The organism is Streptococcus sp. oral taxon 061 (assembly GCF_013394695.1).
Lineage (GTDB): Bacteria > Bacillota > Bacilli > Lactobacillales > Streptococcaceae > Streptococcus.
In genome coordinates this window covers 1,421,771-1,444,312 of sequence record NZ_CP058258.1, presented here as the reverse complement: position 1 = coordinate 1,444,312, position 22,542 = coordinate 1,421,771, and the positions used below count along the sequence as shown (strand labels likewise).

General features: G+C 40.8%; 28 protein-coding genes. 25 read left to right on the top strand and 3 right to left on the bottom strand.

The features are described 5' to 3' along the window. Window positions 1–45 precede the first annotated feature (45 nt). From HW271_RS07075 to groL, 19 genes are all read left to right on the top strand, one after another. Window positions 46–279, top strand: coding sequence for a DUF1858 domain-containing protein (locus HW271_RS07075; protein ID WP_000368742.1), 234 nt, complete (start codon window positions 46–48; stop codon window positions 277–279). Continuing rightward, window positions 279–1,613, top strand: a complete 1,335-nt coding sequence (locus HW271_RS07070) for a DUF438 domain-containing protein (RefSeq protein WP_178895422.1) — start codon at window positions 279–281, stop codon at window positions 1,611–1,613. Before HW271_RS07075 ends, HW271_RS07070 begins: the two co-directional genes overlap by 1 nt. A gap of 9 nt (window positions 1,614–1,622) precedes the next feature. Next, on the top strand, window positions 1,623–1,877 hold the full coding sequence (locus HW271_RS07065; protein ID WP_004251830.1) for a DUF1912 family protein: 255 nt from the start codon (window positions 1,623–1,625) through the stop codon (window positions 1,875–1,877). A 235-nt stretch (window positions 1,878–2,112) separates the two neighbouring features. Then, window positions 2,113–2,403: a DUF4651 domain-containing protein gene (locus HW271_RS07060; protein ID WP_178895421.1), complete on the top strand. Its 291-nt coding sequence runs from the start codon at window positions 2,113–2,115 to the stop codon at window positions 2,401–2,403. Further along, window positions 2,400–2,717 (top strand): thioredoxin family protein, encoded by a 318-nt coding sequence (locus HW271_RS07055; RefSeq protein ID WP_178895420.1) that lies wholly within the window; start codon window positions 2,400–2,402, stop codon window positions 2,715–2,717. The genes HW271_RS07060 and HW271_RS07055 overlap by 4 nt, the downstream gene beginning before the upstream one ends. Window positions 2,718–2,725: 8 nt before the next feature. Next, window positions 2,726–3,352, top strand: a complete 627-nt coding sequence (gene ytpR, locus HW271_RS07050) for a YtpR family tRNA-binding protein (RefSeq protein WP_178895419.1) — start codon at window positions 2,726–2,728, stop codon at window positions 3,350–3,352. A gap of 41 nt (window positions 3,353–3,393) precedes the next feature. Then, window positions 3,394–4,155 carry an SDR family NAD(P)-dependent oxidoreductase gene (locus HW271_RS07045; protein ID WP_178895418.1) on the top strand — a complete coding sequence of 254 codons (762 nt, stop codon included), beginning with the start codon at window positions 3,394–3,396 and terminating at the stop codon, window positions 4,153–4,155. 75 nt (window positions 4,156–4,230) lie between these two features. After that, a complete protein-coding gene (locus HW271_RS07040) occupies window positions 4,231–4,626 on the top strand; it encodes a single-stranded DNA-binding protein (protein ID WP_004251844.1) in 396 nt (131 codons plus the stop codon). 189 nt (window positions 4,627–4,815) lie between these two features. Further along, complete coding sequence (locus HW271_RS07035; RefSeq protein WP_004251845.1) at window positions 4,816–5,799, top strand: substrate-binding domain-containing protein; 984 nt, start codon at window positions 4,816–4,818, stop codon at window positions 5,797–5,799. Next, window positions 5,799–7,115 (top strand): sensor histidine kinase, encoded by a 1,317-nt coding sequence (locus tag HW271_RS07030; RefSeq protein WP_004251849.1) that lies wholly within the window; start codon window positions 5,799–5,801, stop codon window positions 7,113–7,115. Before HW271_RS07035 ends, HW271_RS07030 begins: the two co-directional genes overlap by 1 nt. Before the next feature lie 6 nt (window positions 7,116–7,121). After that, complete coding sequence (locus HW271_RS07025) at window positions 7,122–7,805, top strand: response regulator transcription factor (protein ID WP_004251853.1); 684 nt, start codon at window positions 7,122–7,124, stop codon at window positions 7,803–7,805. Next, the gene (locus HW271_RS07020; protein WP_006150426.1) at window positions 7,802–9,100 is read left to right on the top strand and encodes an ABC transporter substrate-binding protein; all 1,299 of its coding nucleotides are present in this window, start codon (window positions 7,802–7,804) and stop codon (window positions 9,098–9,100) included. The genes HW271_RS07025 and HW271_RS07020 overlap by 4 nt, the downstream gene beginning before the upstream one ends. 139 nt (window positions 9,101–9,239) lie before the next feature. Further along, window positions 9,240–9,677 (top strand): PTS sugar transporter subunit IIA, encoded by a 438-nt coding sequence (locus HW271_RS07015; protein ID WP_004251855.1) that lies wholly within the window; start codon window positions 9,240–9,242, stop codon window positions 9,675–9,677. 14 nt (window positions 9,678–9,691) lie between these two features. Continuing rightward, complete coding sequence (locus HW271_RS07010) at window positions 9,692–10,186, top strand: PTS sugar transporter subunit IIB (RefSeq protein WP_049494254.1); 495 nt, start codon at window positions 9,692–9,694, stop codon at window positions 10,184–10,186. 57 nt (window positions 10,187–10,243) lie between these two features. Next, window positions 10,244–11,086, top strand: a complete 843-nt coding sequence (locus HW271_RS07005) for a PTS sugar transporter subunit IIC (RefSeq protein WP_178895417.1) — start codon at window positions 10,244–10,246, stop codon at window positions 11,084–11,086. Continuing rightward, the gene (locus HW271_RS07000) at window positions 11,070–11,924 is read left to right on the top strand and encodes a PTS system mannose/fructose/sorbose family transporter subunit IID (protein ID WP_029689583.1); all 855 of its coding nucleotides are present in this window, start codon (window positions 11,070–11,072) and stop codon (window positions 11,922–11,924) included. The genes HW271_RS07005 and HW271_RS07000 overlap by 17 nt, the downstream gene beginning before the upstream one ends. Before the next feature lie 101 nt (window positions 11,925–12,025). Further along, window positions 12,026–12,319, top strand: a complete 294-nt coding sequence (locus HW271_RS06995; RefSeq protein ID WP_000256768.1) for a hypothetical protein — start codon at window positions 12,026–12,028, stop codon at window positions 12,317–12,319. 136 nt (window positions 12,320–12,455) lie between these two features. Beyond that, entirely contained in the window at window positions 12,456–12,740 is a 285-nt protein-coding gene (gene groES, locus HW271_RS06990; RefSeq protein ID WP_049494252.1) for a co-chaperone GroES, read from the top strand. Window positions 12,741–12,755: 15 nt separating this feature from the next. Beyond that, a complete protein-coding gene (groL, locus tag HW271_RS06985) occupies window positions 12,756–14,375 on the top strand; it encodes a chaperonin GroEL (RefSeq protein WP_049494251.1) in 1,620 nt (539 codons plus the stop codon). A 93-nt stretch (window positions 14,376–14,468) separates the two neighbouring features. Here the strand turns inward: groL and serS are convergent, their stop codons facing one another. The 3 genes from serS to HW271_RS06970 all read right to left on the bottom strand — a co-directional run bounded on the left by serS (window position 14,469) and on the right by HW271_RS06970 (window position 17,695). Continuing rightward, window positions 14,469–15,743, bottom strand: a complete 1,275-nt coding sequence (gene serS, locus HW271_RS06980; RefSeq protein WP_178895416.1) for a serine--tRNA ligase — start codon at window positions 15,741–15,743, stop codon at window positions 14,469–14,471. 213 nt (window positions 15,744–15,956) lie between these two features. Then, the gene (locus tag HW271_RS06975) at window positions 15,957–16,328 is read right to left on the bottom strand and encodes a DUF956 family protein (RefSeq protein WP_178895415.1); all 372 of its coding nucleotides are present in this window, start codon (window positions 16,326–16,328) and stop codon (window positions 15,957–15,959) included. Window positions 16,329–16,330: 2 nt separating this feature from the next. After that, the gene (locus tag HW271_RS06970) at window positions 16,331–17,695 is read right to left on the bottom strand and encodes an aspartate kinase (RefSeq protein WP_178895414.1); all 1,365 of its coding nucleotides are present in this window, start codon (window positions 17,693–17,695) and stop codon (window positions 16,331–16,333) included. 253 nt (window positions 17,696–17,948) lie between these two features. On the opposite strand from HW271_RS06970, the gene HW271_RS06965 reads away from it, so the two are divergent. The 6 genes from HW271_RS06965 (at window position 17,949) to fabD (ending at window position 22,519) form a co-directional block, all read left to right on the top strand. Beyond that, window positions 17,949–18,734, top strand: coding sequence for an enoyl-CoA hydratase (locus HW271_RS06965; RefSeq protein WP_178895413.1), 786 nt, complete (start codon window positions 17,949–17,951; stop codon window positions 18,732–18,734). Between the two features lie 90 nt (window positions 18,735–18,824). Then, complete coding sequence (locus HW271_RS06960; protein ID WP_178895412.1) at window positions 18,825–19,259, top strand: MarR family winged helix-turn-helix transcriptional regulator; 435 nt, start codon at window positions 18,825–18,827, stop codon at window positions 19,257–19,259. Further along, complete coding sequence (locus HW271_RS06955; protein WP_178895411.1) at window positions 19,259–20,233, top strand: beta-ketoacyl-ACP synthase III; 975 nt, start codon at window positions 19,259–19,261, stop codon at window positions 20,231–20,233. The genes HW271_RS06960 and HW271_RS06955 overlap by 1 nt, the downstream gene beginning before the upstream one ends. Window positions 20,234–20,290: 57 nt before the next feature. Then, window positions 20,291–20,515 carry an acyl carrier protein gene (locus HW271_RS06950; protein ID WP_000257840.1) on the top strand — a complete coding sequence of 75 codons (225 nt, stop codon included), beginning with the start codon at window positions 20,291–20,293 and terminating at the stop codon, window positions 20,513–20,515. Window positions 20,516–20,631: 116 nt separating this feature from the next. Next, window positions 20,632–21,606: an enoyl-[acyl-carrier-protein] reductase FabK gene (fabK, locus tag HW271_RS06945; RefSeq protein ID WP_016466762.1), complete on the top strand. Its 975-nt coding sequence runs from the start codon at window positions 20,632–20,634 to the stop codon at window positions 21,604–21,606. Continuing rightward, a complete protein-coding gene (fabD, locus tag HW271_RS06940; protein ID WP_178895410.1) occupies window positions 21,599–22,519 on the top strand; it encodes an ACP S-malonyltransferase in 921 nt (306 codons plus the stop codon). The genes fabK and fabD overlap by 8 nt, the downstream gene beginning before the upstream one ends. The last annotated feature ends 23 nt before the right edge of the window (window positions 22,520–22,542 follow it).

Below are 22,542 nucleotides of genomic sequence, written 5' to 3'. Positions count from 1 at the left end.
AATAAAAACAGTTAAATGATTAGAAATAGACTCATGGAGGTTCTCATGGACAATATAATCGATGTATCAATTCCAGTTGCGGAAGTGGTGGATAAACATCCAGAAGTTTTAGGTATTTTGGTTGAGCTTGGTTTTAAACCTCTTGCAAATCCCTTGATGCGTAATACTGTAGGGCGAAAAGTGTCGCTCAAACAAGGCTCAAAGCTTGAAGGAACTCCTATGGATAAGATTGTGCGTACGCTTGAAGCGAATGGATACGAAGTGATTGGGTTAGACTAATGACAGATGAACGAATTTATATTCTGCGGGATATTTTATTAGAATTGCATAATGGAGCCTCTCCAGAGTCCGTTCAAGAACGCTTTGATGCGACCTTTACAGGTGTATCTGCTATTGAGATTTCCCTTATGGAGCACGAGTTGATGAACTCGGACTCAGGTGTGACATTTGAAGACGTCATGGAGCTATGTGATGTGCATGCCAATCTCTTTAAGAATGCTGTTAAGGGTGTCGAAGTTGAGGACACCGAGCATCCTGGTCACCCTGTGCGTGTCTTTAAGGATGAAAATCTAGCTCTCCGTGCTGCTTTGATTCGGGTCCGTAGATTGCTCTCGACTTATGAATCTGTGGACGATGAGGAAATGCTGGTTGAGATGCGCAAAGGCTTGGTACGTCAGATGGGGCTTGTTGGTCAATTTGATATTCACTACCAGCGCAAGGAAGAGCTCTTCTTTCCTATCATGGAACGTTATGGCCATGATTCACCTCCCAAAGTTATGTGGGGAGTGGATGATCAGATTAGGGATCTCTTTCAAACAGCCTTAGTGGCTACTAAGTCGCTCCCAGAAGTGCCAATTTCCACCGTAAAGGAAGCTTTTGAAGCTTTTGCGACAGAGTTTGAAAGTATGATTTTTAAGGAAGAATCAATCCTTCTCATGATTCTGCTTGAATCCTTTACCCAGGATGACTGGATTCAGATTGCTGAGGAAAGTGATGCCTATGGATATGCTATTATCCGTCCGTCTGAGAAATGGGTTCCTGAACGTCAACATTTTGTTGAGGAAAAAAGTGTAGAAGAACCAACTCAGTCAGAAACTGTAGATGGACAAGTTCAGCAAGTGATCGATACACCAGAAGGTCAGTTTACAATCACCTTTACACCAAAGGAAAAGGAAACGGTGCTAGATCGCAATAGCCAGCAGGCTTTTGGCAATGGCTATCTCTCAGTTGAACAGGCGAATCTTATCCTTAATCATTTGCCGATGGAGATTACCTTTGTTAATAAGGATGATATTTTCCAGTATTATAATGACAATACTCCAGCAGATGAAATGATTTTCAAGCGGACACCGTCTCAAGTTGGACGAAATGTCGAACTATGCCATCCACCAAAATATTTGGAGAAAGTCAAAGCGATTATGCAAGGCATTCGTGAAGGGAAAAAGGACAAGTACGAGATGTGGTTCAAGTCAGAATCACGTGGAAAGTTTGTCCATGTCACTTACGCAGCTGTCCACGATCAAGCAGGGGAGTTTCAAGGAGTCTTGGAATATGTTCAGGACATCCAACCCTACCGTGAGATTGACACGGACTATTTCCGTGGATTAGAATAAGGAGAAAAAATGAGTTACGAGCAAGAATTTATGAAGGAATTTGAAGCCTGGGTTAATACCCAGATTATGATCAACGATATGGCTCTTAAGGAAAGTCAAAAGGTCTATGAAGAAGATCAAGATGAGCGCGCTAAAGATGCCATGATTCGCTACGAGAGTCGCTTGGATGCCTACCAGTTCTTACTAGGTAAATTTGAAAACTTCAAGGCAGGCAAGGGATTCCATGATTTACCAGAAGGTTTATTTGGCGAGAGAAATTATTAATGTTTAGAAATTGGAAAGGAGGCTGGGACAAAAGTCCTAGCCTCTCAATTGTCTTTGGATTGTCGAGCAAGACGCAGTGGTTGAGTGGGCTCTACTACGCTGATTTCATCAGCTTTTACAGCCCTACTCAACTGTGCGGAGGTGGGACGACGAAATCGAATTCTAACGAATTACCGATTTCTGTCCCACTCTCTTTTTCATTGTTCCTTGAGCCTTTTTGTGTTACAATGTTAGCATGAAAACGAAAAATATTATTAAAACAGGTTTAGTAGTGGCAGGGCTTGGAGCACTTGCCTTTGGTGCTAAGAAAGTAGCTGATGATCACAAACTTATGAAGACACAGGAAGAGTTAACTGCTATTGTGCGTGACTATTTCTCAGAAATGGGTGAGATTGGGACTCTCTATGTCCAAGTATACGAAAGTAGCCTAGAACGTCTTGTTGGTGGTGTCATTTTTGAAGATGGTCGTCACTATACCTTTGTCTATGAAGATGAAGATCTCATCTACGAGGAGGAAGCCTTATGATTTCTCCTAAAAATATAGAAGAATTAGCAAATCTAGTAGAGCAGGATGGCAAGAAGGTCTTCCTTTTTGTTGCGGATTGGTGTGGCGATTGCCGTTATATCTATCCTGCCTTGCCAGAGATTGAAGAGACAAATCCAGAGTTCACTTTTATACGGGTAGACCGAGATGAGTACATGGAACTTGCTAAACTTTGGGATGTATACGGGATTCCAAGTCTTGTTGTTTTAGACAAGGACAAGGAGATTGGACGTTTTGTCAATCGTGACCGTAAAACCAAGGGGCAAATCAATGACTTTTTAGCAAGTTTGAAATAGGAAAAAGAATGATTTTTACATATAATAAAGAACATGTCGGCGATGTCCTTATGGTCATCGTGAAAAACAGTGGAGATGACAAACTAGATGTTGAGCGTAAAGGTAATGTAGCGCGTGTTTTCCTAAAAGAAACTGGTGAGACTGTCGCTTGGAACATTTTTGAAGTTTCTAGTATGTTTGAAATCGCTGAGCGCGGGCAAGTCTTTTTAACTGACGACCAAGTAGCACGTTTGAACCAAGAATTGCAAGAAGAAGGATTTGCTGAAGAAATCATCAATGACAAGGAACCCAAATTTGTGGTTGGTGAGATTGTAGAAATGGTTGCTCATCCAGATAGTGACCACCTCAATATCTGCCAAGTGGCTGTTGGAAGTGACAAGACAGTGCAGATCGTTGCAGGTGCTCCCAATGCGCGTGTCGGTTTGAAAACCATTGTAGCTCTTCCTGGAGCTATGATGCCAAAAGGTAATCTCATTTTTCCAGGGGAACTTCGAGGGGAAAAGAGTTTTGGTATGATGTGTAGTCCTCGTGAACTTGCCTTGCCAAATGCTCCCCAAAAACGTGGTGTCATTGAATTATCAGACGACCAGGTAGTTGGAACACCCTTTGACCCAGCTACACACTGGACTGCTTAATTACTAAAAGTGATTTATAATCTTTGCTTGAGGAAAATAGGATGGCAAAAAATGTAGTCATTACAGGTGCAACATCAGGTATCGGTGAAGCCATTGCGCGTGCATATCTAGAAAAAGGTGAGAATGTTGTACTCACAGGACGTCGAACAGAAAGACTCCAAGCTCTAAAAGCTGAGTTTGTAGAAGCATTTCCAAATCAAAAAGTCTGGACCTTTCCGTTAGATGTTACAGATATGAGCATGGTAAAGACTGTTTGTTCGGAAATTTTAGAGACTGTAGGTCAGGTTGATATCTTGATCAATAATGCTGGACTGGCTCTAGGCTTATCGCCTTATCAGGACTATGAAGAGTTGGATATGTTGACCATGTTGGATACCAATGTCAAGGGTTTAATGGCAGTTACACGCTGTCTCTTGCCTTCTATGGTAGTAGCTAATCAAGGGCATATTATCAATATGGGTTCTACTGCAGGGATTTACGCATATGCTGGTGCAGCAGTCTATTCAGCAACCAAGGCTGCAGTCAAAACTTTTTCAGACGGGCTTCGGATTGACACCATTGCGACAGATATCAAGGTGACCACTATTCAGCCAGGAATTGTAGAGACTGATTTTTCAAAAGTCCGTTTCCATGGAGATGAGGCACGGGCTGCGACTGTTTACCAGGGGCTTGAAGCCTTACAGGCACAAGATATCGCTGATGCAGTGGTTTATGTGACCAGTCAACCTCGTCGTGTGCAAATCACAGATATGACCATCATGGCTAATCAACAAGCAACTGGGTTTATGATTCATCGAGATTAATATTATTTTTAAAAAAGTTACAAATCTTGTAACTTTTTTTGATTTCCTTCGAATAGATAAGTAGGAGGATGAAAAATGTATAATAAAGTGATTATGATTGGACGCTTGACGTCTACACCCGAATTGCACAAAACCAACAATGATAAGTCTGTAGCTCGTGCGACGATTGCTATTAACCGTCGTTTTAAGGACCAAAATGGGGAACGTGAAGCGGACTTCATCAATATTGTTGTCTGGGGGAAATTGGCTGAAACCTTGGCTAGCTACGCGACTAAAGGCAGTCTCATTTCTATCGATGGGGAACTTCGTACCCGTAAGTTCGAGAAGAATGGTCAGACCAACTACGTGACCGAAGTTCTTGCTACAGGATTTCAACTTTTGGAAAGTCGCGCCCAACGTGCTATGCGTGAAAATAATGCTGGTCAAGACTTAGCAGATCTGGTTTTGGAAGAGGAGGAACTTCCCTTCTAGGATTGATTATAGAAAAAGCTGGTTCGTTTATAGACCAGCTTTTTCTATTGTTTCTAGTTTTATTGTTCGGAAATTACTTCTTAAAATAGGTCAAATAAATGTACTTGTACAATAAAATCAAGCATTTTTTTTGAAAAAGTAGTAGAATAAAGTATTATATATTCAGAGTTTTCAGAAAAGGAATGAAATTTGAAGGAAAATAAAGAGAAAAAAGAATTGTTGAAATGGCTGATAAAGCGTATATTACTGCTGATTCCAGTGGTCTGTATTCTCTTTTGGATTTTTGGCCGTTGTCAAACAAGTGGCATCAAGGATCAGACTAAAATTGGTGTAACCTATATGACCATGAACAATGAGTTCTATAAAAGTATTCATTCGGAAATTAGTCGAATTTCCGATGAAAGAGGAGCTCTTGTTTGCGTCCGAGATCCAGAATTGGATGAAGAAAGGCAGAGCCAGCAGATTGATGATTTTTGTGCTCAAAAAGTTGATGTGATTGTGATCAATCCGGTCAAGGGGGATAGCCAGTCCATTTTAACTGCTCTTGAAAAAGCTAGAAAACAAGGAATTAAAATCATTGCAGTCGATACCCAATTGAAAAATTTTAAGCCCGATGCAAGTATTGTATCTGATAACTACCAAGCGGGAGTAATGATTGCTAAAGAGCTCATGAAACGTTCTTCTAGCGCTCGAGTCCTCCTTTTGGAGCATAAAGGGACTGTCTCAGCAGATACGCGGATTCAGGGGTTTAAAGACACTATAGAGGGGCACAGTTCTTATCAGATTGTATCGGAACTAGAAACCAAGGGGCAAACGGAGATCGCCATGCCGGCTGTCCAGAATTTTTTACAATCAGGGATTGAAATTGATACCTTGGTTGCCTTAAATGACCGCTCGGCTATAGGAGCTTTAGCTGCAATTAAGGAGCAAGGAAATAGCCAGTCCATTGCAATTTATGGAATCGATGGCTCACCAGATATGAAATCCTTGTTGCACTCGACGGATGATGTAGTGGGAACCGTTGCTCAATCTCCCTTGAAGATGGGAGACCGTGTTATGGAAGTTATCCAAGATATTTCTGAAGGGAAGAGCTATACCAAAGAGGTGATCATTCCAGTTGAAATGATGACAAAGGAAAACATTGATCAGTTTGATGTGAATGGGTGGCAGTAATGAGAAAGTTTAGAGGTGTTCGATACAGTTTGGCCATTCTTATGGTCGTGAATTTTATTGCTGTTATGCTCAACAGCATCATCTATCTTCAAGCAACCAACTATATCATTGCTCAACGCCAAGCCTCTCTATTATTGGAGCGCCTAGAGCGTATTCCTTTTGCTCCATCTACGACTTTTTGGTTGTCAGCAATCTTATTTGCTGGGATTGCCTTAATCTCAATGAGTCGTTATAGACCTCAAACAAGTCGATGGTCCATTTTTGATAAGAGGAATCTTCTAGAGATTCTCCTGATGTTACTGTTGATGTGGGTTCAGAACATAGCTTATAACGGGCTCATTCTCTTGGTTTTTGCAGATATCTTCTATGGCTCCAAAGAGTTGAATACCAAGAGAGATCGGAAGTATTGGTTTGCCTTTATCCTAGTGAGCTTCTTGATGCTCCTTGTAACCAATTCAGACGTCTTTTCGCTTTTCTTCCCAATTCCTTCTCTTGATACCTATATTCATTTTTATCCTGAATCTATCCGTATTTTGGCCTTTTTCTTAAAGAATTCCCTCTACGCCTTGAATATGGTACTCTTCATTATTTCACTTTTATTTTATATCATGAATGTCCTTGCGGAAAACCATGAAGTTGAACAAGAGCTGGCCATGGTGTCCAAGGTTAATACCGAGTTGAACAACTATATGGCCTTATCTGAGAAGATTGCAGAGGATCGGGAGCGCAAGCGGATTGCTCGGGAGATTCACGATACCTTGGGACACGCGTTAACAGGGATTTCAGCAGGTTTAGATGCTGTCGGGGTCTTGATTGATATCAATCCAAGTCGTGCCAAAGAGCAGGTAAAAAACGTATCAGAAGTCGTCCGTGAAGGAATCCAGGATGTGAGAGGCTCTCTCAATCGCCTTCGTCCAGGAGCCCTTGAGGAGCGAACTCTCAAAGATGCTTTAGAAAAGACAATCCGCGAGTACCAAATTCTTTCAAACTTGCAAGTTGATCTCAACTATGAATGGATCGATGTCGATATGGACGTCATGATTGAAGATACAATCTTTCGTGTGATACAAGAGTCTATGACTAATGCGGTTCGCCACGGTCATGCCAGCCACATGGACCTCCATTTTTTTGAGGACGAAGAAGATTACATGATTGAGTTGCAGGATAATGGAGTTGGGTTTGAAACCTTGACCTATGGCTACGGACTCAAACAGATGATGGAGCGTATTTCAATTCTAGGAGGCCAGCTTCAATTTGAAAGTCGCGATGGATTTTTCACACGTGTTAGTTTACCAAAATATAAAGAAGGGAGATAATAGATGATGATAAAAGTAATGGTGGCGGATGACCAGTCCTTGATTCGAGAATCTCTGAAAATTATTTTGTCGGCCTACTCAGATATTGAAGTGGTAGCCACAGTGGAAGATGGGAATCATGTCTTGTCTAGCATTCCACACTCGCATCCGGATTTAATCTTAATGGATATTCGGATGCCAGGCATGGATGGGGTTTTGGCTACAAAAGAAGTAAAAGAGCACTATCCGGATATCAAAATTATTATTTTAACAACCTTTGACGATGATGAATTTATCTATAGTGCGCTCAAGTATGGTGCTTCAGGGTATCTCTTAAAAGGAGCCTCGACAGAGGAGCTTTATGAAGCTATTAAGGTGGTGCATCAGGGAGGAGCAATGATCAACCCTGATATCGCAAGCAAGGTCTTTCAAATTTTCTCGCAAATGGCCAAATCAAATTTCTCTATTGCTGTGGATGAGGATAACGTTAAGGATTTGAGCACGACGGAATGGCGCATTATCCAAGAGATTGGCTATGGTGAGTCAAATAAAGAGATTGCGGCTAAACTCTTCTTATCAGAAGGAACTGTTCGTAATTACTTATCAACGATTTTGTCGAAATTAAACCTAAGAGATCGAACGCAATTAGCGATTTGGTCAGTCCAAACAGGAGTGACCCGACGTGATTTTTCAAAAGGAAATACGGAATGAAATTGAAGCGAAAGCAACTTTGTTTAGGGATTTGTCTCCTTTTTATGCTCTCTTTGAGTGCTGGTTTTTATTGGTGGAAACAGCAACCGACCGTCCTTCATATAGGAGTTTATGCAGGCTCTAGTTGGGATGTACCGACCAGTCAACGTTCTCATGCATTGGATCTTGCGATCCAAAAATTTGAAAAGTCCCATCCTAATGTCCGTGTGGAATATGAAAATGGAATTCCGCAGTCGGAATATTCAAACTGGCTCTCAGAAAAAATTGTATCAGGAAAGACCCCTGATGTGTTTATGGTTTCTGAGAAAGATTTGTCCTTATTGGCGGCACGTGGCGTTTTAGAAAAGTTAAACGGCTATATGAATAAAGAAGACCAAGTTGCTTTTTATCCTGTTGCATTTGAATCAGGTGTTTATCAGGGGCAAACCTATGCCTTGCCATATGAAAGTAATCCTATTTTGATGTGTGTCAATAAAGATTTGCTGGATAAAGAAGGCATTGAGGTTCCCAAAGAAGGTTGGAGCTTGGAAGAGTTCTATACAATTTGTAAAAAACTAACCAAAGATACCAATGGAGATGGTCAATTGGATCAGTTTGGGAGTACAGAATACACCTGGAAAGAAGCTTTGGCAGCAAATGGGGGTAGTCTCTTTCAAGGTGGGATGCTCAAACTTACGGCTCCAGAAGTCAAAGAATCTTTGACTTTTCTGCAAAAATTGGAAGAGTTAAATAAAAATTATAAGGTGAGTTCCAAAGATTTTGACCAGGGGAAAGTAGCGTTTTACCCCATGACTTTGGCTCAATATAGGACTTATAAACCTTATCCCTATCATGTTTCCAAATATTCAAACTTCACCTGGACCTGTATTCCTATGCCTGCTAAGTCAAAAACCACTAAGGCGACCTTGGTTACGACGACTTCTTTTGCCATGTCTGCTCGGACTCCTCATTCAAAGTTGGCTTGGGAGTTGATGCAAGTGTTGACAGAGGATCCAGAAATCCAACAAACTCTTTTTGCTGAATCTCAAGGGATTTCTGTCATGCCTGATGTAGTCAAGAGTCGTTCTAGTAAAGACCTTCTGCAAGTGGATGATTTTGGGGCAGATTCCTTAACCAATCAGACCTTGAACCGAATCATGGAACAAGCTGTAGAAAGTAGTCCCAAGAATGTCTCGAAAGAAGTGTTAGAAAAACTGGACTACTTGATTGGCAATGCCTTGCGCAATCAAGATGTTGAGAACCGCCTGCCGCAAATTCAAAGGGAGATTGAAAGTAGTCTCCAGGTAGGATTTTAAAGAAAAAAAGATGACATCGTGTCAAGTGACAGATGTCATTTTTTTATTGCTAAATGTCATGTTTATAATGTGACATTTGACAATGTAAAAACGCTTTCAAATAATCTACAATAGAGTCAAATAAAGGAGGCGTAGCAAAATGAAATACCTCATTTTAGTCAGTCATGGAGGATTGGCAGAAGGCCTAAAAACATCACTAGCTATGTTTGCTGGTGATAAGATGAACCAGGTCATTGCAGTTGGACTCAAAGAAGGAAAGTCGGTCGATGATTTTGCAGTTGATTTTAGAGAAAGCATTTCAGAATTGACAGCAGATGATTCTGTACTGGTCTTGGCAGATATTGTAGGCGGTAGTCCACTAACCACAGCAGCAACTGTCCTAGAAGAAGTTGGGAAGCTAGATGAAGCTTTGATCCTTGGTGGAATGAATCTTACCATGGCTTTAACAGCAGTAGTGATGAAGGATGTGTTGGATGGAGACGATTTGTCAGCCACCATCTTATCAGAAGCACGATCTGCACTACAGCCTTTTGAAGTTTCAGCCACTAGTGCTGAAGAAGATGATGACGATATTTAATAGGGAGGTACCTTATGGTAGTAACATTTGTACGGATTGATGACCGCATGATTCACGGTCAAACAGTCACACGCTGGGCAAAAGAAAAACCATGTGATGGTTTGATTGCCGTAAACGATGCAGCAGCGTCAAACAAGGTTTTAATCCAGGCATACAAGGGTGCATCAGACAAGAAAACCTTTGTATGGACAAAAGAAGCCTTTAAAGAAAAATCAGCAAAAGTAACGGAATCAGATAGTCGTTACTTCTTGATTACCAAAAACCCAATCGATATGAAGGAAATTTTGGTGGATCAAGGTTTTGTCCCAGGAGATGTTAAAGAAATCATCGTTGGCCCTGCAAATGATCGACCTGGTGCAGTGAAATTGGGTAATAACCAATCTATCACACAGGAAGAAGCAGAAGCCTTTCAGGCTATCCAGGAAGCAGGTTACAAGGTTAAATTCCAATTGCTGCCGGATGTCTCAATTGGTTATTGGGACGATTTCAAATCTAAATTTGGTTTTTAAACCTAACAGTTTTATTAGTTAGGTAAATAAATTTACAAACAAAAAGGAGCGTTTGTTATGACAATTTCATGGATTCAAGCAATCTTGCTTGCTGTTTTCGCCAGCTTGTCTTCAATGCCTGGTATGGGAGGTTCCAGTATCGGGAACTATACACTCGGTCGTCCCTTGATCGGTGGGTTGATTTCAGGTTTAATTCTTGGAGATGTGACAACCGGTATTATGGTCGGGGTTGCCCTTCAAGTCGTTTATATCGCCTTGGTAACACCTGGTGGAACCGTATCTGCCGATGTTCGTGCCATCTCTTATATCGGTGTTCCTCTTGCTATCTTGTTTGTGCATGCAAATCACATCACAGATGAAGCTGGAATTGCAGCAGCTGCAGCCCCAATCGGTGCGGCCGTTGGGACAATCGGTACTGTTCTTTTCTACGGAACAGCTACCATGAACTTGCTTTGGCAACACATTGGTTGGAAAGCCGTTGAAGAAGGAAATTTCAAAAAACTCTACGCAGTTGACTGGGTTTACCCATGGATCTCTCACTTCCTCTTCTCTTTCCTTCCAACTATGATTATCACTAAATATGGTGAAAACATGGTTGATTTGATGAAACTTTACCTTCCTATGGATGGTTTCTGGATGAAAGCTCTCTTTACAGTCGGAGCTCTTCTCCCATGTGTCGGTATTGCTATCTTGTTGAAACAAATTGTTACAAAAGCAACTGACTTCATTCCATTCTTTGTTGGATTTACCTTGGCTAAATCTCTCGGCTTGAACTTGGTAGCGAGTGCGGTTGTTTCATTGATCTTTGCAGTAATCTACTATGAACTTGAAGTAATCAAATCTATGAAAGCTGTTCCAGCTGGGGTTGTTTACGTAGACGATGATGAGGAGGATATTTAAAATGGCTGATAGAAAGAAAATTTCAAAGAAAACATTAGCAAAAGCATTTCATCATTGGTATTATGGTCATTTGACTTGTTTCTCTCAAGAACACATGCAAACCTTTGGGTACTTGACTTCTATGCTTCCAATCGTAGAAGAAATGTATGATACAAAAGAAGAACAAAAAGATGCTATGCAAACCTATACTGCTTTCTTCAATACTGAACCGCAACTTGGATCTCTTGTTGTAGGGATTACAGCTGGTTTGGAAGAAGCACGTGCAAATGGAGATGCAGTAGATGGTGAAACCATCAATGGGATGCGTGCCGGTTTGATGGGACCAATCGCTGGTATTGGTGACTCTTTGATCGTTGGTACCTTGATTCCAGTTCTTTTGGGGATTGCACTTGGTCTTTCTAAAGGTGGTAACGTCGCTGGTGCTATCTTCTACATCGTCGTATGGAACTTCCTAGTCTACTTTGGTATGCGCTTTGCCTTCTTCAAAGGATATCAATTAGGGGATAAAGCCGTTGAATTCCTAGTAGGACCAAAAGGACAAGCTCTTCGTAAAGCAATCAGCGTTGTCGGTGGTATGGTTATTGGTGCTGTAGCAGCGACTTGGGTCTCTGTTACAACAGCACTCGAATTCAAAAATGCTAACGGAGAAGCCTTCCTTAAAATTCAAGAAAAGATTGATGGTGTTTATCCAGGTCTCTTGACAGCAACCTTCATCACTATTTGCTGGTGGTTGATGTCTAAGAAAAAAGTTTCACCAAACAAAGTCATGTTAATTCTAGTTGTTGTTGCCTTAATTGGTGTTGCTCTAGGTATCTTTGACCCACATCTTAATTACTAAGGTCAAGAGAACCCAATATTTACTAGTAAAAATTTTGAGAATGAAGTAGACTAATCTCCTTCTCTTACACTTCATTCTCAATTTTTATCAGGAGGATTTTCATGGTTACAAAACAAGAACTTGTTAATGGATATGAAACAGAAATTAAGTATCAACGCCACATGCTTGAAAATTTGGGTCGTTGGTTCAGTTTGCTCTTTATCACTGCTAGTATTGGTGTGGTATTGATTTATCTTTTTCATAAAACCTTCCTCCCACTCTTAATTTTCGGAATTTTACTTGCCTTGATTGGAATATTAGGAATGGTGGTTTTTGGATATGGTATCTACCGCGGGCGGATCAATCTCCAAAAGGTTATCGATGATTTCAATCAAAAGTTGACGATTCTCAATTAATATTAAAGGAACATCTCTTTCATTTTTGAGGTGTTTTTTTCTTGACTATTTCTGACTAAGTGATACAATAGAACTATGGTTTAGCACTCGTATACAAAGAGTGCTAATAATATGATTATCTTATGGAGGAAAGCAGATGTTGAAACCATTAGGAGACCGCGTGGTCTTGAAAATTGAAGAAAAAGAACAAACAGTTGGTGGCTTTGTCCTTGCAGGATCAGCCCAAGAAAAAACAAAAACAGCTAAAGTAGTAGCTATTGGACAAGGTGTTCGCACCTTGAGTGGTGAACTTGTTGCTCCAAGTGTAAAAGTTGGAGATCAAGTTTTAGTTGAAGCTCATGTAGGTATTGATGTCAAAGATGGTGATGAAAAATATATCATCGTGGGTGAAGCTAATATTTTAGCAATCGTTGAAGAATAATAGGAGGAAGTAAGTATGTCAAAAGAAATTAAATTTTCATCTGATGCACGTTCAGCAATGGTCCGTGGGGTTGATATCCTAGCTGATACAGTTAAAGTAACCTTAGGCCCTAAAGGACGTAATGTCGTTCTTGAAAAATCATTTGGTTCACCATTGATTACCAATGACGGGGTGACAATCGCTAAAGAAATTGAACTAGAAGACCATTTTGAAAATATGGGTGCCAAATTGGTATCAGAAGTAGCTTCTAAAACCAACGATATTGCTGGTGACGGGACAACCACTGCAACTGTCTTGACCCAAGCCATCGTTCGTGAAGGAATCAAGAACGTTACAGCAGGAGCAAACCCAATCGGTATCCGTCGTGGGATTGAAGCAGCAGTTGCAACTGCTGTAGAAGCCTTGAAGAACAATGCCATTCCAGTATCAAGCAAGGAAGCAATCGCACAAGTCGCTGCCGTATCCTCTCGCTCTGAAAAAGTGGGTGAATACATCTCTGAAGCCATGGAAAAAGTTGGTAAAGATGGAGTTATCACTATTGAAGAATCACGTGGTATGGAAACAGAGCTTGAAGTTGTAGAAGGAATGCAATTCGATCGTGGTTATCTATCACAGTACATGGTCACTGACAATGAAAAAATGGTTGCAGACCTTGAAAATCCATACATTTTAATCACTGATAAGAAAATCTCAAACATCCAAGAAATTTTGCCACTTCTAGAAAGTATTCTTCAAAGTAGCCGTCCGCTCTTGATTATTGCAGATGACGTTGACGGTGAAGCTCTTCCAACTCTTGTCTTGAACAAGATTCGTGGAACTTTCAACGTAGTTGCTGTTAAGGCTCCTGGTTTCGGTGACCGTCGTAAAGCGATGTTGGAAGATATTGCGATTTTGACAGGTGGAACTGTTATTACCGAAGACCTTGGTCTTGAGTTGAAAGATGCTACCATCGAAGCTTTAGGTCAAGCAGCTAAAGTGTCTGTAGATAAAGATAGCACTGTTATTGTAGAAGGCGCAGGTAATCCTGAAGCAATTGCTAACCGTGTCGCTGTCATCAAGTCTCAAATTGAAACAACAACTTCAGAATTCGACCGTGAAAAACTTCAAGAACGCTTGGCTAAATTGTCAGGTGGAGTAGCTGTTATCAAGGTTGGTGCTGCAACTGAAACTGAGTTGAAAGAAATGAAACTCCGTATCGAAGATGCTCTTAATGCGACTCGTGCAGCTGTTGAAGAAGGTATCGTTGCAGGTGGTGGTACTGCCTTAGTGAATGTCATTCCAGCTGTTGAAGCTTTAGAATTGACAGGTGATGAAGCAACAGGACGTAGCATTGTTCTTCGTGCCTTAGAAGAGCCGGTTCGCCAAATTGCCTACAACGCAGGCTATGAAGGTTCAATCGTTATCGATCGTTTGAAGCATGCAGAGCTTGGAACAGGCTTCAACGCTGCAACAGGTGAATGGGTTAACATGATTGAAGCAGGAATTATCGATCCTGTTAAGGTAAGTCGTTCAGCCCTTCAAAATGCCGCTTCAGTAGCAAGTCTCATCTTGACAACCGAAGCAGTTGTAGCTAACAAACCAGAACCAGTAGCCCCTGCTCCAGCAATGGATCCATCTATGATGGGTGGTTACTAGAGAATATAAAAATAACAGGTGGAAATAAAGGTTTCTACCTGTTTTCTTTCTTGTAAATTAAAAAGAGGAAGCATAGCTTCCTCTTTTTTTGAATTATGGTTTGATGACTTCAACACCACCCATGTATGGACGAAGGACTTCTGGAATAGTGACAGAACCATCTTCATTTTGATAGTTTTCCAGAATTGCAGCAACGGTACGTCCAACAGCAAGTCCAGAACCATTCAAAGTGTGAAGGAGTTTCACTTTACCATCTGCTTCATCACGGTAACGGATTTGGGCACGACGCGCTTGGAAATCTTCTGTATTTGAACAGCTTGAGATTTCACGATAAGTATTTTGCGCAGGGATCCATACTTCCAAGTCGTAAGTTTTTGCTGCTGAGAATCCCATATCTCCTGTAGAAAGAGCTACCACACGGTATGGGAGATTGAATTTTTGAAGGATGTTTTCAGCGTTGGCTGTCATTTTTTCCAATTCTTCGTATGATTCTTCTGGTTTGGTAAATTTCACCATTTCAACCTTGTGGAATTGGTGCAAACGAATCAAACCGCGAGTATCGCGACCAGCTGAACCAGCTTCAGAACGGAATGATGGACTCATAGCAGTAAAGTAGATTGGCAAGTCTTTTCCGTCAAGAATTTCATCACGATAGTAGTTAGTCAAAGGAACTTCAGCTGTAGGAATGAGGACATAGTTGGTATCACTGAGCTCAAAAGTATCTTCCTTGAATTTTGGATATTGACCAGTACCAAACATAGAATCATGGTTCACCATGTATGGAGTGATGACTTCTGTATAGCCTTCTTTACCATGCTCATCCAACATAAAGTTGTAGATAGCACGTTCCAAACGAGCTCCAAGGCCTTTATAGAAGAGGAAGCGGGCACCGGTAACTTTTCCACCACGTTCCCAGTCAAGAATGCCGAGGTCTTCACCAAGATCCCAGTGAGCTTTTGGTTCGAAGTCAAACTCGCGAGGAGTTCCCCAACGTCGAACTTCTACGTTATCGTCTTCGTCAGCACCGATAGGAACACTATCAGCAGGGATGTTGGGAAGAGTTGTGGTAAATTCTGTCAATTTCGCATCGATTTCAGCCAATTCAGCATCAAGAGCTTTTACCTCAGCAGAGAGAGCTTGCATGGCAGCAATTTTATCGTCTGCATTCTCTTTGTTGCGTTTAGCTTGAGCAATCTCAGCAGAAACTGTATTACGTTCTGCTTTAAGTGTTTCAACCTTGACCAAGATATCACGACGTTTTGCATCGATTTCTTTCATCTCGTTCAAGATAGCAGCATCTACACCACGTGTAGCCAATTTTTCTGCGACAGCATCAAAGTCTGTACGAATTCGTTTAATATCTAGCATATAAACTCCTTTATGAAAAAAGCACACCTGACAAAGCGTTGGAGTGGCAGGGCCACGGTTCCATCCAACTTCACAGGTGTGCACTTGATTATGTATTTAGTTTGCAACAACGGTAGAATTTCACCTAAGTTTTCTATCTGCTCACAGCGACCGCAGACTTTCTGAAAGATAAACTTAACCTACTTATCCGTTTCTATGATTATACTAAAGTTTCTATTTTTTTGCAAATAGATTTTTAATTTTATGCCCAATGATTTGGACTAAAGTTGGAAGCTTGACAACCTTATCATTACCTAGTTTTTCACGAGCAATTTTAAGAATTTTTCCAGAATCTTTTGAGGCAAAGAGGAATTTTCCTTGGTCTGTAAAAACTTCAAAGTGACGACTAACCTTACGGCCCGAAACATTGGCTCCGATTTGATTAACGCTAGACCATGGGATTTGAATATAATCCTCGACATTTCGGTCTGCGTAAAATTCTAGTGCTTGATCTCCAACAAGGAACTTTCCGACCTTTCCTGAAATGGAAAGATAGGAGGTTCCAGTTGTTTGTAGGTCAATGACTTTGTTGAGAGATTGAGCCATGTTTAGTCTTCCTTACTTTCACCGAAAAATGCTTGGTAGAGAGCCTTAAGAGCCGCTTTTTCTTGGTCTTTGTGGACAACGAACATGATAGAAACTTCACTAGAACCTTGCGACATCATTTGAATGTTGATCTTGTTTTCAGATAAGGCACGAGTAGCTGTAGCAGTTACCCCGATATGGCGCTTCATTTTTTCTCCAACAATCATAATGATTGAGAGATCGTGCTCAATTTCGGCGTGGTCTACCTCTGCCTTTTGAACAAGTTGACGAAGGATTTCTTCTTCCTTGATAGGAGTCAATTCTCGTGAACGTAGAATGATAGATAGGTCATCGATACCAGTTGGCATATGTTCCCAACCAATATTCAGGTCTTCTAGAATTTGAAGTACTTTACGACCAAAACCTACTTCGCGGTTCATCAGGTATTTAGACATATTGATGCTGACAAAACCAGAATCACCAGCAATCCCCACTACTGGGAATTCATCACTGCTGTGTTTTAGAACGATGCGAGTACCCGGATGTTCAGGATTATTGGTATTTTTGATAACAAGAGGGATTTTTCCGCGGTAGGCTGGAAGGAGTGCTTCGTCATGTAGTACAGAGAAACCTGCATAGGCCAATTCCCGCATTTCACGGTAAGTCAATTCAGGGATTGAGTGTGGTTTGTGAATGATACCAGGGTGGGCAGCAAAAATTCCGTCAACATCAGTGAAATTTTCATAAAGGTCAGCTTTAACTCCAGCTGCGATAATTGAACCAGTGATATCAGATCCACCACGTGAGAAGGTACAGATTTGATTCTCTTTAGTCACACCGAAGAATCCGGGAATAACCAGAACTTCCGTTCCATTATTGAGCTCTTCGATTTTATCATAACTTGAAGGAATGATACGAGCATTTCCAGGTTCGCTTGTAACAACAATCCCAGCCTCTCGTGGATGAACATAGCGCGCTTCTATACCATTTTGGTTAAAGTAAGCTGCAATCAGTTTAGCATTGTTATTTTCCCCTGCAGCAAGAAAGGTATCGTAAAGAAACTCATTGTCCTCAATTGGAAGAGTAGCAAGAGTTCGGATGCTTTTAGAGATTCGTTCTAAAACAGCTGGTTTAAGTCCTAGTTCGCTAACCATTGCAGCGTAACGATCGATAATCCAATTTTGACTAGCACTGATATCATTTCCTGCTACATAATCACGATAATATTTAATCAAAGCATCCGTAACCTTGGTATCTTCAGCATCGCGCTTTCCTGGTGCAGAAACAACTACAAAACGACGTTCAGGGTCACTTTTTACAATGTTTAAAACCTTTTTCAACTGGCTTGCAGAGGCGAGTGAACTTCCTCCAAATTTTACAACCTTCATAAAAACTCCTCAGTTAGTATTTTATACGATTATAGCAGAAAGAAGGGCTTTTTTCAATCTGCAATAGGAAAGGCTACATCTTATTAGAAGTCTGGACATGATTAGCTTAACTTAGTTATTTTAAGTATAGAAAACACTCTTTAAAAATCGGCTGATACACTTTTAATCGATTTTTGCTTGTGTAAATGAAAATAATAAGATATACTTTGAAGATAAAATAATTTAATAAGCTTTCTAAATTAAAGGAGTAGCTATGAATCATATTATCTTTCAAATTCAAGACGATTTAGCAACGATTACTTTAAATCGTCCCGAAGTGGCAAATGGTTTCCATATTCCTATGTGTGAAGAAATTTTAGAAGCACTGGAATTGGCTGAAAAAGACGACTCTGTTTCATTTATTCTCATTAATGCAGCAGGTAAGGTATTTTCAGTCGGTGGAGACTTAGTTGAGATGAAACGTGCTGTCGATGAAGATGATATTGCTTCACTTGCACGAATTGCTGAATTGGTTAATACAATTTCTTATAAGATTAAACAGATTTCTAAGCCAGTTATCATGGAGGTGGACGGAGCAGTTGCTGGAGCCGCAGCAAATATGGCTTTGGCTGTTGATTTCTGTATTGCATCTGACAAAGCTAAATTCATCCAGGCTTTTGTAGGTGTGGGCTTAGCTCCTGATGCAGGTGGCTTATTCTTGCTTACACGATCTCTAGGTGCAACTCGAGCAACTCAATTAGCAATGACAGGCGAAGCTTTTACCGCTGAAAAAGCCTTTGAAGCAGGAGCTTTGTATCGCCTATGCACTAGTGAACAATTAGAAAAAACAAGAGAACAATTGTTGAAGAAGTTGAGACGTGGTTCTTCAAATTCTTATGCAGCAATTAAAAAGCTCGTTTGGGAGAGTGAGTTCAAGCAGTGGCATGAATACGCCCAACTTGAATTGGAGCTACAAAAATCACTATCTTATACGGAAGATTTTAAAGAAGGTGTTCGTGCACATTCTGAAAGAAGACGTCCAAAATTTGTCGGGAAATAAAAAATACTTGCACTATTCTTTGAAGTTTGATATACTTTTCTTGTCAAATGTTTTGATTATTAAACTTTTTTGGTAAAGGAGGGAAGAGAAATGGACTACCAACAAGTCAATGACTATTTAACATCAATTTTTAACAATGTCCTAGTAATCGAGGAAGTAAGTTTGCGAGGTAGTCGTTTCAAGGATATCTCTATCAAAGAAATGCACACGATTGATGTTATCGGCAAGTATCCAGAAGTGACTCCGAGCCAAGTTTCCAAAGAGTTGATGGTAACTCTAGGGACTGTGACAACGAGTTTAAACAATTTGGAGAGAAAAGGATACATCGAACGTATCCGTTCAGATCAAGATCGTCGTGTAGTACATCTGCATTTGACAAAGAAAGGTCGTCTCGTTCACCGTCTTCACAAACGTTTCCATAAGGCCATGGTCGAAAGAATTATCGAAAGCATGAGTCCTGAAGAGATGGAAGTTATGGGTAAAGGGTTGACTAATCTTTATCACTTTTTGGAGGATTTGAAGTAATGGCTTTTGCAAAAATAAGCCAGGTCGCTCATTATGCTCCAGAGCAGATTATCACTAACGAAGACTTGGCTCAGGTCATGGATACGAGTGATGAATGGATCTCAAGTCGGACAGGGATTAAAGAACGTCATATTTCTAAAACAGAATCAACAGGAGATTTGGCTACAGAGGTTGCAAAGCAACTTATAGACAAGGCAGGGATTTCTGCTGAAGAGCTAGATTTTATTATTCTGGCGACTATGACACCTGACTCGATGATGCCTTCTACTGCAGCTCGTGTTCAGGCAAGAATTGGCGCTCACAAGGCTTTTGCCTATGATTTAACAGCCGCTTGTAGTGGATTTGTCTTTGCCCTATCAACTGCAGAAAAGTTCATTTCTTCAGGAACATATCGCAAGGGTCTGGTTATCGGTAGTGAGACCATGTCAAAATCTTTGGATTGGTCTGACCGCTCAACAGCTGTCTTGTTCGGAGATGGAGCTGGTGGAGTGCTACTTGAGGCAAGTGACCAAAAACATTTCTTAGCTGAAAGTCTCAATAGCGATGGTTCTCGTGGTGAGTGTCTCACTTATGGACAGACAGGATTGATTTCACCATTTTCGATTCAAGAAGAACCAGATGTTTTCTTGAAAATGGATGGGAGAGCAGTTTTTGACTTTGCAATTCGAGACGTGGCTAAATCTATTAAACAGACCATCGAAAAAAGTCCAATATCAGCAGATGAACTCGATTATCTCTTGCTTCATCAAGCTAATATTCGCATTTTAGATAAGATGGCTAGAAAAATCGGTGTCGATCGTGACAAGCTTCCTGCTAATATGATGAAGTATGGAAATACTAGTGCAGCAAGTATCCCGATTTTACTTTCTGAGTGTGTAGAAGAAGGGCTCATCCATTTGGATGGTAGCCAAAAAATTCTCTTGTCAGGTTTCGGTGGAGGTTTGACATGGGGCACACTTATTGTTACAATTTAGGTAATCATGTGGTGATCACATTGTTATAAAAAACTATTTATTTTAAAGGAGTCTATCATGGCAGTATTTGAAAAAGTACAAGAAATTATCGTTGAAGAACTTGGAAAAGATGCATCAGAAGTAACACTTGAATCTACTTTTGATGATTTGGATGCAGATTCATTGGACTTGTTCCAAGTAATCTCTGAAATCGAAGACGCTTTTGATATCCAAATCGAAGCAGAAGACAACTTGAAAACAGTTGGCGACTTGGTTGCTTACGTTGAAGAGCAAACAAAATAATTAGAATAAATAAAGAAGGAGTAGGGGAGACCCGCTCCCTCTTGTTTAGGTAATAGTTTGACCGTCAAATTATAATAAAGTCGAACTATTACGTAAGCAAGACTTATGGAGGCACTATGAAAACACGTATCACTGAACTATTAAATATTAAATATCCTATCTTCCAAGGTGGAATGGCCTGGGTGGCAGATGGAGATTTGGCTGGAGCTGTTTCAAAAGCTGGTGGGCTTGGTATCATTGGTGGGGGAAATGCACCTAAAGAAGTAGTTAAAGCCAATATCGATAAGATTAAATCTTTAACAGACAAGCCTTTTGGTGTAAACATTATGCTCTTGTCTCCATTTGTTGATGATATTGTTGACCTCGTTATTGAAGAAGGGGTTAAGGTAGTCACAACTGGTGCAGGAAACCCAAGTAAATACATGGAGCGATTCCATGAAGCGGGGATTACCGTTATTCCTGTAGTTCCAAGTGTTGCTTTGGCTAAACGTATGGAAAAAATCGGTGCGGATGCTGTCATTGCTGAAGGTATGGAAGCCGGCGGACATATTGGTAAATTAACAACTATGACCTTGGTTCGCCAAGTTGCGGCGGCTGTTTCAATTCCTGTTATCGCTGCAGGTGGTATTGCAGACGGCGAGGGAGCTGCAGCTGGATTTATGCTTGGTGCTGAAGCTGTTCAAGTAGGAACTCGTTTTGTAGTTGCTAAAGAATCTAATGCTCATCCAAACTATAAAGCTAAAATTTTAAAAGCCCGAGATATTGATACAACGATTTCAGCACAACATTTTGGACACGCAGTTCGTGCTATCAAAAACCAATTGACTCGTGATTTCGAGCAAGCTGAAAAAGATGCCTTTAAACAAGAAAATCCAGATTTGGAAATCTTTGAGCAAATGGGTGCTGGAGCCTTAGCTAAGGCTGTTGTCCATGGTGATGTGGATGGCGGTTCAGTAATGGCCGGCCAGATTGCAGGTTTGGTATCGAAAGAAGAAACAGTTGAAGAAATCTTAAAAGATATCTACTATGGTGCAGCTGAGAAAATTCAAAAAGAAGCCGCTCGTTGGGCAGGAGTTACAAGAAATGACTAAAACAGCCTTTCTATTTGCAGGTCAAGGAGCCCAGTACCTTGGAATGGGACGTGAACTATATGACCAATATGCTATCGTCAAGGAAACAATCGACCAAGCTAGCCAGGTCTTGGGTTATGATCTTCGTGACTTGATTGATAACGATGAAACGAAGCTAAATCAGACTCGTTACACACAACCAGCTATTTTGGCTACATCCGTTTCCATTTACCGACTACTAAAGGAGAAGGGTTACCAACCAGATATGGTGGCAGGTCTGTCTCTTGGTGAATATTCTGCCCTCGTAGCTAGTGGTGCTTTGGATTTTGAGGATGCGGTGGCTCTAGTTGCTAAGCGTGGATCTTATATGGAAGAAGCGGCACCTGCTGGATCTGGTAAAATGGTAGCCGTACTCAATACTCCAGTTGAAGTTATTGAACAAGCTTGTCAAGAAGCTTCTCAACTTGGTGTTGTGACTCCAGCTAACTACAATACCCCAAGCCAAATTGTTATTGGTGGTGAGGTAGTTGCTGTGGATCGTGCAGTTGAACTCTTGCAAGAAGCAGGAGCAAAACGCTTAATTCCGCTAAATGTTTCTGGGCCTTTCCATACAGCTTTATTGGAATCTGCTAGTCAAAAATTAGCTCAAGCCCTTACAGAAGTTGAATTTTCTGACTTTGCTTGTCCACTTGTTGGTAATACAGAAGCAAAGATCATGGAAAAAGAACGAATTGCAGAACTCTTGACTCGTCAAGTTAAGGAACCTGTTCGTTTTTATGAAAGCATTGCAGTCATGCAAGAAGCGGGAGTCACTCGTTTTATCGAGATTGGCCCTGGAAAAGTCTTGTCAGGATTCGTCAAAAAGATTGATAAAACTGCTCAACTTGCAAATGTTGAAGATCAAGCAAGTTTACAAGCACTCTTAGAAAATTAGACCAAAATAGTAGAAGTTCTGAA